Below are 17,181 nucleotides of genomic sequence, written 5' to 3'. Positions count from 1 at the left end.
TGTTTTCTCTCACTATTTACGTTTAATTCCATTTCTTCTGAAGAAAGCGGTTTTAAAAATATATTGACATAAAATTTATACTGATGGTATATTCAAATTAGTTAAAAAATTTCGTCGATAATCGTAGAATGAACAGCAAGAGGTGTGTTTTTTGGCAAGATTAAAGGATATAGCAGAATATGTAGGCGTGTCCATTTCTACAGTCTCAAGAGTTATTCAAAATGATCAAACGCGAAAAGTAAACCCAGAAACAAAGGTTAGAGTATGGGAGGCTGTTAAAGAATTAGGTTATGTCCCCAACCAGCACGCGCGAAACTTAGTCAAAAAGGACCAGGACAGCCGTACAAGAACGATGAAAATCGGGTGGGTGGCCAATCCCAAACAGGCGGAAACGAATCCGTATTTTGCTGAAATCTATACAGGGATTTATGATACCTTAGCAAGTGCCCAATATACTTTGATTAGTATTACAAAAGATGAGCTTGAAAATGAAGCGCTGCTTTTAAAAACTATTCATGACCTTGGGATAGAAGGTTTACTGCTGATTGATAAGATAGACGATCGTCTGGTCCACTACATTCAGCAAACAATTCCAGTGGTGGGATTGGATTTTTTCTACACGGATAAGAATATAGCCGTCATTGATTATAATCGCCAGGAAGCTATTAAAATGGTGGTTCAGCATTTGGTCAGCCAAGGTCATCGGGAGATTGGATTTATTGGCGGAGGTATTAATGAAGGGTATGAAGATTTGCAGGCTGAATACCGGTTTAAAGGGTTTCAAGCCGCTATGGAAGAGGCAGGTCTTAGTATTAAGCCTGAATGGATCCTAAATGCTAAGTGGAAGATGGAAATAAGCTACGAGCAAATGACCCAGCTCATTAAAGGGAGCCCAGCCCAACTGCCAACAGCGATGGTTTGTGCCAGTGATATGATGGCAATCGCTGCCATGAGAGCTGTGAATGAAAATAATCTTACAATACCAGAGGATATCGCCTTCTTTGGCGTAGATAATATCGAAATGGGGAAATACTTCACACCTCCATTGTCAACTGTAGAAATTCCAAAATATGAAATGGGAAGATTAGCAGCGAAAACAATTATTGACATGGTGGAGGGAACGATGACCCTTTCAAACAAGGTTATACTCCCATATAAATTAGTCATTCGTGAATCATCTCAGATAATACGTACTTAAACAATTCTTTTTTTTACACCAACGGGAAAACGTTTGGATTCATTTCGGAAAACCCTGTGGAAAATCCGAATTTGATATATTTTTTCGAAAAGAGGAGAGATTTAGATGAGAACAATGACAGCCATTATTATTGGGGCTGGCGACAGAGGAGCAAGGGCATATGCGCCATATGCCTTAGAATACCCTAATGAATTAAGAGTTGTTGGTGTCGCCGATCCATGGGTAGAAAGAAGAACGAAAGTTCAACAAGCGCACAATATTCCTTCCGAAAACTGCTATGAGTCATGGGAAGAGGTATTAAGTCTAGATGAAAATGTCGCAGATATAGCGATTATCTGTACAATGGATAGAAATCATTTCAAGCCGACTATGAAGGCTTTAGAGCTTGGATACCATGTTCTTCTGGAAAAGCCAATGTCTCCAGATCCAGCCGAATGTATTGCAATGGAACAGCAAGCAATAAAATATAACCGCCAGCTGACTATCTGCCATGTTCTGAGATATACCGACTTTTGGTCGACAATTAAAAAGGTTATTTCCAAAGGGGACATTGGTGAGGTTGTATCGCTGCAGCTAAATGAAAATGTTGAAGTCATGCATATGTCCCATAGTTTTGTCAGAGGAAATTGGAACAACAAGGAAAAGTCAAGTCCTATGATTCTACAAAAATCATGCCACGATATGGACATCATTTCTTTCATTATGGGCAAAGAGTGTAAACGTGTAAGTTCCTACGGTTCGCTGATGTATTTTAATGAGGAAAATGCTCCGGCTGGCGCACCGCTGAGATGCTTGGATGGCTGTCCTCATGAACTTGATTGTCCATTCCATGCAGGTCGTTATTATCTAGGAGAAGGAAAAGGCTGGGCAAAGAAATTTACCGAAGACCATACAAATGAAGGAATTATCAAAGCATTAAACGAAACACCATATGGAAAATGTGTATTCCATTCTGATAACAATGTCGTCGATCATCAGGTAGTGAATATGGAATTTGAGGGCGGGGCAACTGCTACCTTCAGCATGTGCGGCTTCACTAGAGAACAAACAAGAATTGTTCAAATCATGGGAACAAAAGGTGAGATCCGTGGAAACATGGAGGATAACCAAATCTCCATCTTTAATTTTCTAACAAAACAAGAAACTATCATTAAATTTGACAATCCGATTGGCGGGCATGGCGGCGGTGATAACGCCATTATGAGAACGTTCCTTCGTGAAATCCAACTCGGAAATAAAGGAGACGGTGTTTCTTCTGTATCTGCTTCGGTTAGGAGCCACCTTATGGCCTTTGCTGCAGAAGAATCGAGATTAAATAAAGGGCAATCTATTCATATTGATGAATATTATCAAAGTTTAGTAGATAAAATGGAAGTGTAATATTTTTGGAGTATGTTATGTTTTATTCCAATTGTAAAAGTGAATTTTAACTTGTTGGGTTGACGTATCAATTAGGAAAAAGGTATAGTTTTTAAAAAAGGAAAAAATTGTACTTGCTGGTAAAAATCACTTAAAAAGTGTAAACGTTCTTTATTTACATCACCTTATGAAAAGGAGAGTGCACCATGGGGGCTAACGGACTTGTTGGGAAATTTTATACTTTTGCTGAAAGGGTCATGAGAATTGCCCAATTTCAATTGCTATGGATTGCCTTTTCCCTTTGCGGCGGTATTGTTCTTGGAACAATGCCTGCCACAATTGGTCTATTTACAGTCATGCGAAAATGGCTTCAGGGGAACGAGGATAACCAATCCTATGTAAAGATTTATTGGAATACCTTTCGAAAAGAGTTTTGGAAGGCTAATTTAATAGGTCTAATATTTACGATCATAGGCTTTCTAATTTACATGAATTTTTCCCTCATCCGTTATACACATGGGATTGTCTATTGGTTACTGGTGATCTTTGTCTTTATGATCAGTATTCTGTTTGTCATTCTGTTGTTCTATATCTTTCCGGTATATGTTCATTTTGAGAATAAGTTCAGCAGATACTTCAGTCTTTCAATCTTAATAGGCATGTCGTTCCCTTTTCATACCGCGCTAATGATCATTGGGTTTTATCTTGTCTATTTGCTGCTGCTTTTCATACCAGGATTGATTCCATTTTTAAGCATCGGTTTATTCTCACTTGTCTCCATGTGGGTATCCATGAAGGTGTTTCACAGTATGGAGGTAAAAAAGGAGCAAACAGCTGTTAAAAAACAGCCGTTTATGAAAGGCTTTATGAAAAATGGGTTCAAGCCTGCTGCAAATGAAAATGAAAATGCAGAATCACATCATTAAATAGAGTAATTTGAAAGGAAGTGACGAGGTAAGGTGGAAAATTTACAAAGGACAACGAAGATGGAAGAGAAGGTAACAGGAGATATCGATCTAACCGTCAAGCCAAAGAGAAATATTGGAAAAAGAATGTGGAAAGAACGGTATCTATATATCTTATTAATTCCAGGATTACTCTATTTTATTATCTACCGCTACGTTCCGATGGCCGGGAATATTATTGCTTTTCAGGATTACAGCGCGTTTCAAGGCTTTCTTCATAGTGAGTGGGTAGGCCTAAAGCATTTTAAAACGATATTTGAAGACCAAGAAGTTATACGTGTATTGTGGAATACATTATATTTATCGTTTCTTCAAATTGTTTTCGCTTTCCCGGTTTCTATTATTCTAGCAATTATGTTGAATGAAGTAAGAAGCAATGTGTATAAAAGAATCGTTCAATCCATTGTCTATTTGCCGCACTTTTTATCATGGGTAGTGGTAATTGGGATTGTAACGATTTTACTTAAATCAAACGGAATTGTGAATAAATTACTCGAAAGCCTTTTTGGAATGGATCCTGTTCCATTTTTGCAGGACCCGAATTGGTTTATGCCATTAGTGGTATTAGAGGTAATCTGGAAGGAATCCGGCTGGGGGACGATTATTTTCCTTGCTGCACTTTCCGGTATTAGTCCAAGCCTTTATGAAGCTGCTGCTGTTGACGGAGCCAGTCGCATGCAGCAAATTTGGCACATTACCTTACCAGCGTTAAAAAGCACGATTATCATCTTATTAATTCTCCGTTTAGGAAGTGTGTTGGATGTTGGGTTTGAACAAATTTATCTAATGTTAACCCCATTTACCATGAAAGTTGGGAACGTACTGGACACCTTCGTATATTTAAAAGGGATTCAAAACTCAGACTTCAGTTTTGCAACGGCAGTTGGGTTGTTTAAATCCTTTGTCGGACTCATCCTTATTGTTGGGGCTAATCGATTAGCAAAACGATTCGGAGATCAAGGAGTTTACTAGGAGAGGAGGAAATAGATTGCTAAAGAGTAACAAACTATCAGATAAAGTCTTTGATTATACGAATATTATCCTGCTCGGCCTGATTGCATTAACGATGTTATTCCCATTTTATTATATGTTTGCAGTTTCCTTTGCAACCTATGAGGAGTTTGTAAAGACCGACCTGCTTCTCTTTCCGAAAACATGGGTATTGGATGCGTATGAATACATCTTAGGATCTAAAGAGTTTATTCGTTCACTTGGCGTTACGATTTATGTAACTGTAGTGGGTACGCTAGTGAGTTTATTGTTAACTGCGATGATGGCCTATGCCTTATCGCGAAATATTCTTGGGCAAAAAATATACGTTTTCATGGTTCTTTTCACCTTCGTGTTTGGTGCAGGAATGATTCCAACTTATATGGTTGTTCAAGGAACAGGTTTAATGGACTCCCTATGGGCCCTGATTATCCCAGGTGCTATCAGCTCATTTAACTTAATAGTTATGAGGGAATTTTTCATAGGGCTGCCGATCGATTTAACGGAAGCAGCCATTATTGACGGGGCAAATGATCTGCAAATTTTCTCCAAGATTATTCTCCCATTGTCTAAGCCGGCATTAGCTGCTTTTGGATTGTTCTATGCAGTTGGTATTTGGAACTCTTATTTCACAGCCTTGCTCTATTTGAGTGATCCAGCAAAATGGACGGTTCAGGTTGTTCTTAGACAATTGGTCATTCTAAATAAGTCCAATTTACTAGATGTCGGGATGCAGGCCGGGATGGATAATCCGCCGCCAGCTGAAACCGTTGGGATGGCAGCTATCCTCATAGCCACCATTCCAATCCTGATCGTCTATCCGTTCTTACAAAAACATTTTGCGAAAGGAGTGATGCTTGGATCAGTGAAAGAATAGCATGATGAAATTGAAATTTTTAAAATAAAAAGGTATCGAATGAGGAGGAATACTTAGATGAAACGTTTTATGTCCATTGCATTATCATCCGTTTTACTAGCAGGTTCACTTGCAGCTTGTTCAAACAATGAAAAGACTTCATCAGGTAACAAAGATGGAAAGATGTCCATTACTTGGTTCGATGGGTCGTGGGAAAATCCTGTTCCTGAACCAGGAAATGAAGCGGTAAAAAAATTAGATGAGAAATTTAATATTGACTTTAAGCCACAATACATTCCTTTTGACCTTTATAACGATAAATTGACGGTGAAAATGGCCTCTGGCGATATCCCAGATGTGATTGGGACAGAGGGTGCAGACACCAATTATGTAAAATGGGCAAAACAAGGCGCATTTTTACCATTAAATGATTTTGTTGATAAATACGAAAACTTTAAAGCGATTCCACAATCTGTTTGGGATGCGGTAAGTATCGATGGAAAAATTTACGGGATTCCACTTTTCTTCCCGGCATCTGGCGGGAAAAAGCCTGTTATTCGTCAAGACTGGCTTGATAAATTAGGCTTAAAGATGCCGACAAACTATGATGAACTAGAAAAAGTCGCGATTGCCTTCGCAACTAAGGATCCTGATGGAAATGGCAAAAACGACACTGTTGGTCTAGGCCTTGCAAAAGGAATTGTTTATGATCCTGCATATGGTGCTTATTGGGGCAATAGCTGGTACCATAAAAACAAAGATGGACAATTAATTCCAGGGCAAATTTCTGAAGGCAGCAAAGAAAAAATCACAGCTCTAAATGATATCTATAAAGCTGGTGGAATTGATAAAGACTGGGCAGTTAAGGAATATAACGAGGTATTTAAAGATTTTAACGCTGGCAAGGTTGGTATTTGGTATGAACAGCCAGGAACAGAAAAAGGGGCACAGCCTAATAACCTTGACTTAGCAACTTTAAGAAAGAATGCACCTGAAGCAAAAATTGCTGCTATTCCTGCATTCCAGCAGCCTGATGGCGAGTCCGGATATGTATTCGGAAGCGGTTATTACCGAATTTGGATGTTAAGCGCTAAATTGAAAAATGATACGAAAAAAGTTGAGAAAATTTTAGAAATGATGGACTATATGGCTAAGTATGTGCCTGCAGCTGAACAAAAGGCTGATAACGAATATTTCGATTGGACAATGGGCGGCGAAGGCAAAGGCTATAATATCGTTGATGGTCAGACAGAAAAAACAGATGATTACAGCAAATATGCACCATTAGCTCTATTCAATGAAAAACTAGGCGGTTTTGCGGTTGGCGAAAAGGTAATGGAAGATTACGAAAAGCAATCCAAATCTCCTGAAGCAAAAGAATTTAATAAAATTATGTATGGCATGCTGTCTAAATCTAATTTCTACATTAGTCCTGTTGGACGGATTCACTCAGATGTTTATAATAATAAAATGGCTGAATTAACAGAGTATGCGTCCAATGAATTAACCAAAATGATTGTCGGTCAAAGACCAATTTCTGATTGGGATAAATATGTAAATGAGTTTTTAGATAAAGGCGGAAAAGAAGTAATTGATGATGTAAACAGCCTGATAGAAGAAAGCAAGATTGAAGGCGAATGGAAGAAAGCGGAATAATAAAGGTGAATACGATCCCCTGAAACCTATTCGGGGGATTGTTTTTTCATACAATCCTGATAGGGAGCTTTGATGGTGTGATCTTCCATTTGATTGGCAACTTTTGGTGAAACAAGGTGATGGAAATGACAAAAACGGAACTCATAAAAAAACTTGATAACATCTGGTACCATTATAAATCTCATATCCTTATCGGAATATTTGTCCTTGCCGCCCTGATTCCTCTTGTATTTTTTGACAAAGATAAAAAACCCTCAGCATTAAACGTTACGATTATTGGAAATGCCATTAACCCAAAGGAACAGAATGCCCTGCAAAAAAAAGCTTCAGGCGAAATTTTAAATAAGGATTCAACGTCTGAAATTAAGTTCAACTTTTGGCAGGTAAGTGACAAGCTGACCTCGCCGACTAATATGGATTTGTACCAAAAATTGCTTGCCCAAGTTGCAGCAAAGGACATTGATATTATTATTCTAGATCGAAGCGATTATTTAGTATTGTCTCAACAAGAGGCTTTTAAAGAGTTGGATTTTATAAAGAAAGATAACCAAAATGTTCAAACAGATTATGATGGAATATCGTTAACTGGAAATGAACTTCTCCTTCATGCCGGATACAATCCGGATAATAAGATGATGGCCATCATCACTAATACCGAGAGGGAAAAAACGGCGAAGAAGTTTGTTCAATGGATTGTTGACCAGGCAAATTAACAAGCTGACAGCATTTTTAGTTTGGCAGCTTTAGTGTAAAAGCTTTAGTACTATATCATACGGAGGTAAATCATGATTACTTACGATAAGAAAAGCTGGAAGATTGATAATAAACGAACCTTTATTCTATCTGCTGCCATCCATTATTTTCGACTTCCGCAGGCAGAGTGGGATGAAGTATTAGAGAAGGCAAAAGCCGGCGGGTGTAATACCATTGAAACGTACGTACCTTGGAACTTTCATGAAATGAATGAAGGGGAATGGGACTTTACAGGAGATAAGGATCTAGGCCATTTTCTACAGTTGTGTGCAGACAAAGGGCTGTATGCGATTGTAAGACCGGGTCCGTATATTTGTGCAGAATGGGATTTTGGCGGTCTTCCTTGGTGGCTTACAGAAAAAAAGGATATTCAATACCGCTCCTGTGACCCTAACTTTTTACAATATGTGGACAAATATTTTGATCAAGTCATTCGGATTATTGATTCCTATCAATTGACGAAAAATGGGACCGTAATCATGGTCCAAATCGAAAATGAATTTCAGGCATACGGGAGACCGGATAAACCGTATATGGAATACCTCCGTGAGGGAATGAAGGCAAGAGGGATAGAAGTGCCATTTGTTACATGCTACGGCGGTGTAGATGGAGCAGTGGAGTTCCTCAACTTTTGGTCGCATTCACACTATGCTGCAGCGACATTAGATGAAAGATTTACCGATCAGCCAAAAGGAGTAATGGAGTTTTGGATTGGCTGGTTTGAACAGTGGGGCGGTACGAAAGCAAATCAAAAAACACCGGAACATCTTGAGCGCGAGTGCTATCAGCTCTTAAGCAATGGATTTACAGCGATTAATTATTATATGTATTTTGGCGGTACAAATTTTGATCACTGGGGCGGAAGGACCGTTGGTGAACAAACGCTGACAACCACTTCGTACGATTATGATGTAGCACTTGATGAATACGTACAGCCTACAAGAAAATACGAAGTGTTAAAAAGATTCCATTCGTTTGTGAACTGGCTTGAGCCAATATTCACCAATGCCGAGCAGACAAGTGCAGATATCAAGCTTCCGGACCGCCTTTCAGCACGGAAAGTAACAAGTCCGGCCGGCGAAGTGCTTTTTATTGAAAATAGTGGGGATGAACGGGCTGGAGCTCATATTTTTTATGGACATGAACGGATTCCATTTACAGTGGAAGCGAATGCAATTCTACCAATTGTCCGTGATGTCGAGGTAGAAGATCTATTCACCATTAAAGTGCTCACAGGCCAGACAACTGGGTTTGGATCCGATCAGGCTGTGATTTACCATGAAACCGGTCAACGTTCAAGCTTGCTTATCCAGACTAAGCAAAAGGCAGAAATTCAATGCCCGCTGCCAAATCGATATGAGGTATTGGAAGACGGATCGATCTCGTTCCAGCTTTTCCATAGCATCAAGCCGCAAACTGTACAGCTTTCATTTGAAGATGGATCGACGTTTTCGATTGAAGTTGTTTCTAGAATATTAACGGAAGATTCCATTCCACAGTTAGAGCAGCACTCAGCAAACTACTCACTAACGTGGGAAGCGGCTGAAGAAGATCTTAGCTTTATAAGCGGAAACGTAAAAGCAGCGGATAAGCCGCTCGATTTCACTAAGTTTGGTCAGTTTAGCGGTTATTTAGGCTATGAAAGTGAGTTTACTGTGGATGAAGCCGGGGAAAAGACGATTGTGTTCCCAAGAATCGAAGATCCGGTAATGGTCTTCTGCAATGATCAATATGCTGGAAAACTTAGCAAACTTGGGGCAGCAACGATTGACGTCCAAGTAAAGCAAGGGACAAATAAGTTAACCTGTCTCGTTCAAAATATGGGACGTTTCAACTTTACCCAAGCGATGGGGGAACCAAAAGGGATTAGTGAAGCACCAGCAATCGGAGGCAAGTATGTATCGTTAAGAGACAACTGGCAGGTTGAAGGATGTGGAGCGTACCATCATCTATCAAAGATTCCGGGAATCGGCGGAAGGATTGGGTTCTTAAAAACGTTTGTAAATGACGGGTATGACAGAGCTGTCCTTGTGGGTGAAGGAGTTTCCCGAGTAAAGGTAAATGGTAAGTCTGTAGAAGTACTGATGGAATGTCAAACAGGCTGGTCCAGAAACAGTGCTGTATATGGTATTGCAGATTTAAGTGAGGTCCTGCAGCAGGGTGAGAATGTGTTGGATTTTGATGTGCAGGGGATTTCAAGCATTCGTCGATTCGACCTATATTTATTCAATGAAGAAGAGCAAATTCTTCATTGGAAAATGAAATCCTTGGCAAGGGTTGAGGAAGCGAAGGAATGGCGGACATTAGCGCAGCCTTCAAAATCAACTGTAGTTCCACGCTGGTATAAGAGTCATTTTAACTGGTCACCGGACCAAGGCTCGATTATCAAGATTCGTTTTGACCAAATGAGCAAAGGCTGTTTTTGGGTCAATGGATTCTGTTTAGGAAGATATTGGAACGTTGGGCCGCAGGAGGAATATAAAATTCCAGCATCCTTGTTAAAGCATCAGAATGAATTAATCATTTTTGATGAAGAAGGACAGGTGCCGGATGGGATATCTATTCAATCCTTTACTCCAATAACTAATATGGAAAAAAGCAGTATGTAAGTATTTAATATCGGTATACCGAATTGGGGAAAGGCAATGGTAACGATGTAATCGTTGTTACATGATATGGGCATGTGCCAAGGAATTGATAACAGCATGCCCAGACTAATATGCCCCTAGAGGCTGTCTTCTAAAGTATAGTTTAGTACTTTAGAAGACAGCCTCTTTTTTTACCTGTCCTTTTCTTCCGCTTAACTTTTATCTTTTGGGCTGCTACCCTTATTCTTCTTACTGCTGTTTTTCATGTTTCGGTATTGTGAAGGTGATAGATTCGTCACTCGTTTAAAGGATTGTGCAAAAAATGACTGGGAAGAAAATCCAGTGATAGATGAAATATCAGAAATTGGGTAGTTCGTCGTTTCAAGTAAAATTTTACTTTCCCGGATTCGGGTACGAATTAAGTACTCAATGGGAGAAACTCCGACTGATTTTTTAAAGGAGTGCGCGAGGTAATATTTATTGATATGCCCCGCTTCCGCTAAAATATCAAGATTAATTTTTTCACGAAAATTCTGCTTGATGTAATGTTTTATAAAGGCCACATCTTTACTGATTTTTTCCGGATGGGAGACCTTCTCTAGATTTAACGGATTTTTTCTCATCATTTTTAGTAATAAATTTTCTAATAGATTATGGACGATTAACTCATAGTTTTCTTTTTGATTTTCTACTTCTTCCATTAATTGATTAAGATAAAGAAGGTAGAAATTCTTATCCTGTGTAAGATTGAAAAAGGAAACTTGTCCACCTGGAAGATCAGGTGAAGAAAAAGCCATTCCTTGAATTCCAAGTGCAATGTACTCAAGCGGGTCCATGGGATTGGACTTTTCTGTATGCTCGGTATTTGGATTGATAATAATCATATCATGCTCTCTGACGAAAACCTCTTGTTTCGAAAAGATAAATGTCCCTTTCCCCTTGGTAATATACAATAGCTCTGTAAAGTGATGAGTATGATTGGTGCTGTGCCAATCCGTATCATATTTTGCTTTGGTTACATAAAGAAGTTTGACAGGAAGATGTTCTCGCTTAGACTGTGGAATTTCATAAATTTCATTCGACAAATCACGTCCCCCTCCATAAAAAAGCATCGATTATTAATACTATAAATTTTTTAGTAGATTATTACAACGGAAAGCAACATATCTAAAAAACATAACAAAATGTTGATTGTGAAAGCGCTTTTCGGTTTGTATACTTTTATTTAGAAATAGTAAAAAAGGAGGACGGAAAAGATGAAGAAGAAACTGTTTTTAGCAGGAATGTCAGCCTTGTTATCATTAAGTTTAATTGCCTGTCAAAGTAAGAATGAGACCTCATCAGGAGGAGAAACCTCTGAGAAAAAGCAAACTCTCGAGGTAGCGGCGCTTGAATCGGCTTATGGCAAGGATATGTGGACCAAAATAGTTGATGCCTATAGAGAGGTAAATCCAGACGTTGAAATTAAATTAACAGCGGATAAAAACCTTGAAGATGTAATTAGCCCTAACATGAAGGCAGGGAACTATCCGGATGTCGTGTTATTGGCAACGGGCAGGAAAATGGCCCTTACTGAAACATTGATTAAAGATAAAGCATTAGAAGATCTAACTGATGTACTAGATAAGAAAGTTTACGGGGAAGAAGTACCCGTAAAAGACAAGCTGGTGCCTGGCTTCACAGATACACTGGCAACTAACCCGTATAATGACGGGAAAACATACATGGCTCCAATGTTCTACAGCCCAACAGGATTATTCTATAATGCAGCTTTATTTAAAGAAAAAGGCTGGGAAGTGCCAAAGACATGGGATGAGATGTGGGCGTTGGGCGATAAAGCTAAAGCAGAAGGAATTTCTTTGTTTACGTACCCAACAACAGGATACTTTGATGCCTTCTTCTATTCCCTTCTGTTAGAAGCCGGCGGTCCGGAATTCTATAATAAAGCCATGAAATACGAAGATGGAATTTGGAAAACACCAGAAGCGGCGAAGGCTTTTGATATTGTTGGCAAGTTGGCCAAATATACGGCTCCGACAACAGTAGCAAATGCGAATGATAAGGACTATACGAAAAACCAGCAATTAATCCTAGATAACAAAGCATTATTCATGCCAAATGGTACTTGGGTTGTTGGGGAAATGAAAGATGCACCAAGAGCTAAGAATTTTGAATGGGGAATGACTTCGCTGCCGGCTTTGGAAAGTGGCGGTGACCGCTATGCCTTTACATTCTTTGAGCAAATGTGGATTCCAGCACAAGCGAAAAACAAAGATGCAGCAAAGGATTTCTTAACATTTGTATACTCTGATAAAGCAGCAGATATTTTTGCACAGTCCGGAGCAGTCCAGCCAATCAAAGGAATGTCTGACAAGCTATCCGGTGAAAACAAACTCTTCTATAGCATCTATGATAACGGTGCAAAAGCAGGGATGGGCGGATTTGCTGCAACAGAAGCTGTAGAAGGTGTCAGTATGGCAGATACGTTATTCCATACCATTGATAGTATTGTAACAGGTGATAAAACAGTGAAACAATGGCAGGACGCAGTTGAAAAAGCAAGCGATAAATTGCGCGCAGCATTAAAATAACAGTTCACTCATATAACGGTGAGGTCCGATTTCTCACCGTTATATTTATTACAAGAGGTGAAAAGCAATGAGCAAAACAGCAGCAAAAAGAATGTTTATTTTTGTTTGTACAGTCCCCTCTCTGATTTTGTTAACCCTTTTTATGATTGTTCCTACTATTCAGGTATTCCGAATGTCCATGTATAAGTGGGGCGGGTTTTCAAACAATAAGGAATTTGTCGGGTTTAACAACTTCAAGATCCTATGGAATGATGAAAACTTCATTCGATCCCTGCAAAACAGCATTGTCCTAATTGTGTTAGTGACAATCATCACCATGGTGGTTGCGATCTTGTTCGCCAGCTTGTTAACAAGAGAAAATATGAAGGGTAATAGCTTTTTTCGAATTATCTTCTATATCCCGAATATCTTGTCCATTGTTGTTATTGCGGGGATATTCTCTGCAGTGTATGACCCAACGACAGGTTTGCTGAATAATATCTTAAGCCTATTTCATCTAGACCATCTGCAGAAAATGTGGCTTGGCAACCAACAGATTGCCATTTATAGTATCGGCGGCGCCCTCATTTGGCAGGCAATAGGGTATTACATGGTCATGTATATGTCAAGTATGGCGAGTATTCCGGAAAGCTTTTATGAAGCTTCTTCTTTAGAGGGAGCAGGCCGGATCAGACAATTTTTCAGTATTACCTTACCATTGATTTGGCATAACATTCGTACGACATTAACCTTCTTTATTATTAGTACCATTAACTTAAGTTTCCTTCTTGTTCAAGCCATGACAGGGGGAGGACCTGATGGAGCAACAGAGGTGTTTTTAAGCTATATGTACAAGCAGGCATACACGAATTCTTCCTATGGTTACGGAATGGCAATCGGGGTAGTCATCTTCTTGTTTTCCTTTATCTTATCGGCGGTCATTAGTCAAGTCACCAAACGGGACGTACTGGAGTATTAGGGGGTCCGTATACAATGAATAATCAAAAAGCAGCAAGTGCTGAGAAAATTTATCGAATATTTATATATGTTGCATTGGTTACTTTAGCGATTTCAATCATCGTTCCGGTCGGATGGGTGTTCCTTGCTTCCATTAAGCAAAACAAGGAATTTTACGGAAGCCCATGGTCCGTGCCGGAAGGTTTCTATTTTCAAAACTTCATAGATGCGTTTCAAAAGGCAAACATGGGGACGTATATGCTGAATTCTGTCATGGTTACTGCTTTGGCACTGTTGATTTTACTAGTAGTAGCCTTGCCGGCCGCATATGTGCTTGCCCGCTATACCTTTAGAGGCAGCAAATTCATGAATTCCTTATTTAAAGCAGGATTATTTATCAACGTGAATTATATTGTTGTACCGATTTTCTTAATGTTATTGGACGGAGATAATTTTTTTCGCACCCAACTCGGCGATGGATTTCTGCTGGATAATTTATTTGTCTTAGCAGTGGTCTATGCAGCAACTGCATTACCATTTACGATTTACTTATTATCGAGTTATTTTCAGTCGCTGCCAACGACCTATGAGGAAGCAGCATTGGTCGATGGGGCAGGTTATTTTAAAACCATGATTTCGATTATGATTCCAATGGCCCGTCCGAGTATCATTGCGGTCATCTTATTTAATTTTCTTGCCTTCTGGAATGAATATATTATTGCTTTAACCTTGATTCCCGGTCCAAATAAAACATTGCCGGTTGGGCTGATGAACTTAATGGCAGCGCAAAAGTCAGCAGCTAATTATGGGCAAATGTATGCAGGGATGGTTCTCGTCATGCTGCCGACGTTGATTTTGTATATGATTGTTCAAAAGAAATTGACACAAGGGATGACCCTTGGCGGACTAAAAGACTAGGAGGGCGAACTACATGAAGAAAAATGGTCGTGTGACACTGCCGAGTGAAGAAAACTTCTTGGCGGAAACGAAGGAATTGATGGAGCGTTGGGGTGCAGATGCCATTCGTGACAGTGACGGGACGAAGCTGGACAATGAGATTAAACAACTGGATGCAAAGATTTATACGACGTATTTTGTTGCCCGTGGTCATAATGAGTTTGCCGAGCAGCATATGGAAGAATGCCAGCAGCTTTACTTGATGAGTTTGTTCAATACTGCACTTGATAGCACGCTCGAAATTGATTTTATGAAAGGTTATTTTGCTGAGCAATTACAGCCTGATTATCTTCATGATCCGAAGAAGTATTGGGAGGTCATTGACCGGACCACCGGAGAAGTAGTGAATGTCAGCGATTGGGACGTAAATGCAAGGACCAATCGAGTTGTGATTACAAATGCGATTCCATGGCATGAATATACGGTTTCCTTCCTTGTTTTTGCCATTTGGGATCCGACCCAAATGTACAATCATATCACGAATAACTGGGGCGATAAGCCGCATGACATTCCGTTTGATGTCAGAGGGCCGCACTCTAATCAATATATGGCGAGCTATCTTAAACAATGGCTGCAGGACAATCCAGATACCGATGTGGTCAGATTCACAACATTCTTCTACCATTTTACCCTCGTCTTCAACAATCTCGGCAAGGAGAAATTTGTCGATTGGTTTGGATACGGAGCAAGTATCTCTGTAGCTGCAATGGACGCGTTTGAGAAGGAAAAGGGCTATCGCTTACGACCAGAGGACATTGTTGATCAAGGGTATTATAATACTGCCTTCCGTGTCCCGACAAAAACGTATTTAGAGTATATGGATTTTGTCCAGAAATTTGTTGCCGAAGAAGCCAAAAAGCTTGTCGACATCGTCCATGAAAGCGGAAAAGAAGCGATGATGTTTCTTGGCGATAACTGGATTGGAACCGAACCATATGGGAAATATTTTGAACAGATTGGCTTAGATGCCGTTGTTGGCAGTGTCGGCGGCGGAGCCACATTAAGAATGATTGCTGATATTCCACATGTCAGCTATACGGAAGGAAGATTCTTGCCATATTTCTTCCCTGATACATTTTATGAAGGTAACAACCCTGTTATAGAAGCCAACGAAAACTGGCTGACAGCCCGAAGAGCGATACTTAGGAATCCTGTTGACCGGATCGGCTATGGAGGTTATTTGAGCCTGGCTTATAAATTCCCGGATTTCGTCTCCTATATTGAGCAGGTGACGGATGAATTCCGTGACATTTATGACACCATCAAAGGAGTAAAGCCATATTGCGGCTTGAAGGTAGCCATTTTAAATGCATGGGGCGGTCTGAGGACCTGGCAGACTCATATGGTCGCACATGCTTTATGGTATAAGCAAATCTATTCCTATCTCGGTGTGCTGGAATCTTTAAGCGGGGCATCCGTTGATGTTACGTTTATCAGCTTTGATGATGTCCTCCACAATGGTGTGCCAGAAGACGTGGATGTGATTATCAATGCAGGTGACGTAGGAACTGCTTTTTCCGGCGGAGAGTATTGGAAGAATCCTAGATTACTAACTGCTTTAAGAGCCTGGATTTATAATGGCGGCGGCTTCATTGGTATTGGAGAACCAACAGCCTGCCAGCACGAGGGACATTATTTCCAACTGGCATCAGCCTTAGGCATAGACAAGGAACTTGGTTATAGCTTATCGACTGACAAATATTTTACCACACCTGTCGTTGAACATTTTATTTCTGCTGACAGCACCACATTTGATTTCGGGGAAGGGATGAAGAATATTTACGCCCTGTCAGAGGAAACGGAAATCATTGAGTATTCGAACGGAGAGGTTCATTTGGCAAGCCATCCGTTTGGCAGCGGCAGAACCGTCTATATAGCCGGGCTTCCGTACAGCGAAGAAAATACTAGATTATTGATGCGGGCATTATATTATGCGGCGCATAAGGAAGAAGAGTTCCATAAATGGCATGCCAGCAATATATATTGTGAGGTTCATGCCTATCCATCAATCGGAAAAGCGGCGCTGGTCAACAATTCGATGAGAGAACAGACAACACTCGTTTATGATGGAAACGGCAACAGTAAAGAAGTGACATTAGCACCTAGTGAAATCCGCTGGGAGGATGTTTCATATGAAGGCTAGTCTTATAATTATGATCAAACTGATTGTTCTTGTTCTGAGTTTGGCATTGATTTTCATTGGGCAAAAGGCGGTAGGAAAAATGGAACTGGGCATGATGTTAATTGGACTTGCTGGTCTATTGGGTCTTCTCTATGATTACAACCGGAAATATGTGTAAGCAACAATATGGAGGCTGGGCCAAAACTAGCT

Annotated in this window: 14 protein-coding genes; 13 read left to right on the top strand and 1 reads right to left on the bottom strand. The window is 40.0% G+C overall.

Annotated elements, in window-relative coordinates; genetic code table 11:
• Nucleotides 1-151 precede the first annotated feature (151 nt).
• From IE222_RS17440 to IE222_RS17405, 8 genes are all read left to right on the top strand, one after another.
• The gene (locus IE222_RS17440; RefSeq protein ID WP_191274988.1) at nt 152-1,198 is read left to right on the top strand and encodes a LacI family DNA-binding transcriptional regulator; all 1,047 of its coding nucleotides are present in this window, start codon (nt 152-154) and stop codon (nt 1,196-1,198) included.
• 105 nt (nt 1,199-1,303) lie between these two features.
• Nucleotides 1,304-2,578, top strand: coding sequence for a Gfo/Idh/MocA family protein (locus tag IE222_RS17435; RefSeq protein WP_191274986.1), 1,275 nt, complete (start codon nt 1,304-1,306; stop codon nt 2,576-2,578).
• Nucleotides 2,579-2,763: 185 nt separating this feature from the next.
• Nucleotides 2,764-3,483, top strand: coding sequence for a YesL family protein (locus IE222_RS17430; RefSeq protein WP_191274984.1), 720 nt, complete (start codon nt 2,764-2,766; stop codon nt 3,481-3,483).
• 60 nt (nt 3,484-3,543) lie between these two features.
• Nucleotides 3,544-4,494, top strand: coding sequence for an ABC transporter permease (locus IE222_RS17425; protein WP_191275140.1), 951 nt, complete (start codon nt 3,544-3,546; stop codon nt 4,492-4,494).
• Between the two features lie 16 nt (nt 4,495-4,510).
• Complete coding sequence (locus IE222_RS17420; RefSeq protein WP_191274982.1) at nt 4,511-5,389, top strand: carbohydrate ABC transporter permease; 879 nt, start codon at nt 4,511-4,513, stop codon at nt 5,387-5,389.
• A 57-nt stretch (nt 5,390-5,446) separates the two neighbouring features.
• Nucleotides 5,447-7,024, top strand: a complete 1,578-nt coding sequence (locus IE222_RS17415; RefSeq protein ID WP_191274980.1) for an extracellular solute-binding protein — start codon at nt 5,447-5,449, stop codon at nt 7,022-7,024.
• Nucleotides 7,025-7,149: 125 nt separating this feature from the next.
• Nucleotides 7,150-7,737 carry a hypothetical protein gene (locus IE222_RS17410; RefSeq protein WP_191274978.1) on the top strand — a complete coding sequence of 196 codons (588 nt, stop codon included), beginning with the start codon at nt 7,150-7,152 and terminating at the stop codon, nt 7,735-7,737.
• 72 nt (nt 7,738-7,809) lie between these two features.
• Complete coding sequence (locus IE222_RS17405) at nt 7,810-10,386, top strand: beta-galactosidase (RefSeq protein WP_191274976.1); 2,577 nt, start codon at nt 7,810-7,812, stop codon at nt 10,384-10,386.
• A 191-nt stretch (nt 10,387-10,577) separates the two neighbouring features.
• Here IE222_RS17405 and IE222_RS17400 read toward each other — a convergent pair whose 3' ends face one another.
• The gene (locus IE222_RS17400) at nt 10,578-11,450 is read right to left on the bottom strand and encodes an AraC family transcriptional regulator (RefSeq protein ID WP_191274974.1); all 873 of its coding nucleotides are present in this window, start codon (nt 11,448-11,450) and stop codon (nt 10,578-10,580) included.
• Nucleotides 11,451-11,621: 171 nt separating this feature from the next.
• Between IE222_RS17400 and IE222_RS17395 the strand changes: the two genes are divergently transcribed.
• The 5 genes from IE222_RS17395 (at nt 11,622) to IE222_RS17375 (ending at nt 17,149) form a co-directional block, all read left to right on the top strand.
• Entirely contained in the window at nt 11,622-12,956 is a 1,335-nt protein-coding gene (locus IE222_RS17395) for a carbohydrate ABC transporter substrate-binding protein (protein ID WP_191274972.1), read from the top strand.
• Nucleotides 12,957-13,023: 67 nt separating this feature from the next.
• On the top strand, nt 13,024-13,914 hold the full coding sequence (locus IE222_RS17390; RefSeq protein ID WP_191274970.1) for a carbohydrate ABC transporter permease: 891 nt from the start codon (nt 13,024-13,026) through the stop codon (nt 13,912-13,914).
• A gap of 14 nt (nt 13,915-13,928) precedes the next feature.
• Nucleotides 13,929-14,810: a carbohydrate ABC transporter permease gene (locus tag IE222_RS17385; RefSeq protein WP_191274968.1), complete on the top strand. Its 882-nt coding sequence runs from the start codon at nt 13,929-13,931 to the stop codon at nt 14,808-14,810.
• A gap of 13 nt (nt 14,811-14,823) precedes the next feature.
• Nucleotides 14,824-16,992 (top strand): 1,3-beta-galactosyl-N-acetylhexosamine phosphorylase, encoded by a 2,169-nt coding sequence (gene gnpA / locus IE222_RS17380; RefSeq protein ID WP_191274966.1) that lies wholly within the window; start codon nt 14,824-14,826, stop codon nt 16,990-16,992.
• Nucleotides 16,982-17,149, top strand: a complete 168-nt coding sequence (locus IE222_RS17375; protein WP_191274964.1) for a DUF6903 family protein — start codon at nt 16,982-16,984, stop codon at nt 17,147-17,149. The genes gnpA and IE222_RS17375 overlap by 11 nt, the downstream gene beginning before the upstream one ends.
• Nucleotides 17,150-17,181 lie beyond the last annotated feature (32 nt).

It is taken from the genome of Neobacillus kokaensis, assembly GCF_014656545.1.
Taxonomy (GTDB): domain Bacteria; phylum Bacillota; class Bacilli; order Bacillales; family Cytobacillaceae; genus Neobacillus; species Neobacillus kokaensis.
This window is presented reverse-complemented; position numbering and strand designations above follow the sequence as displayed.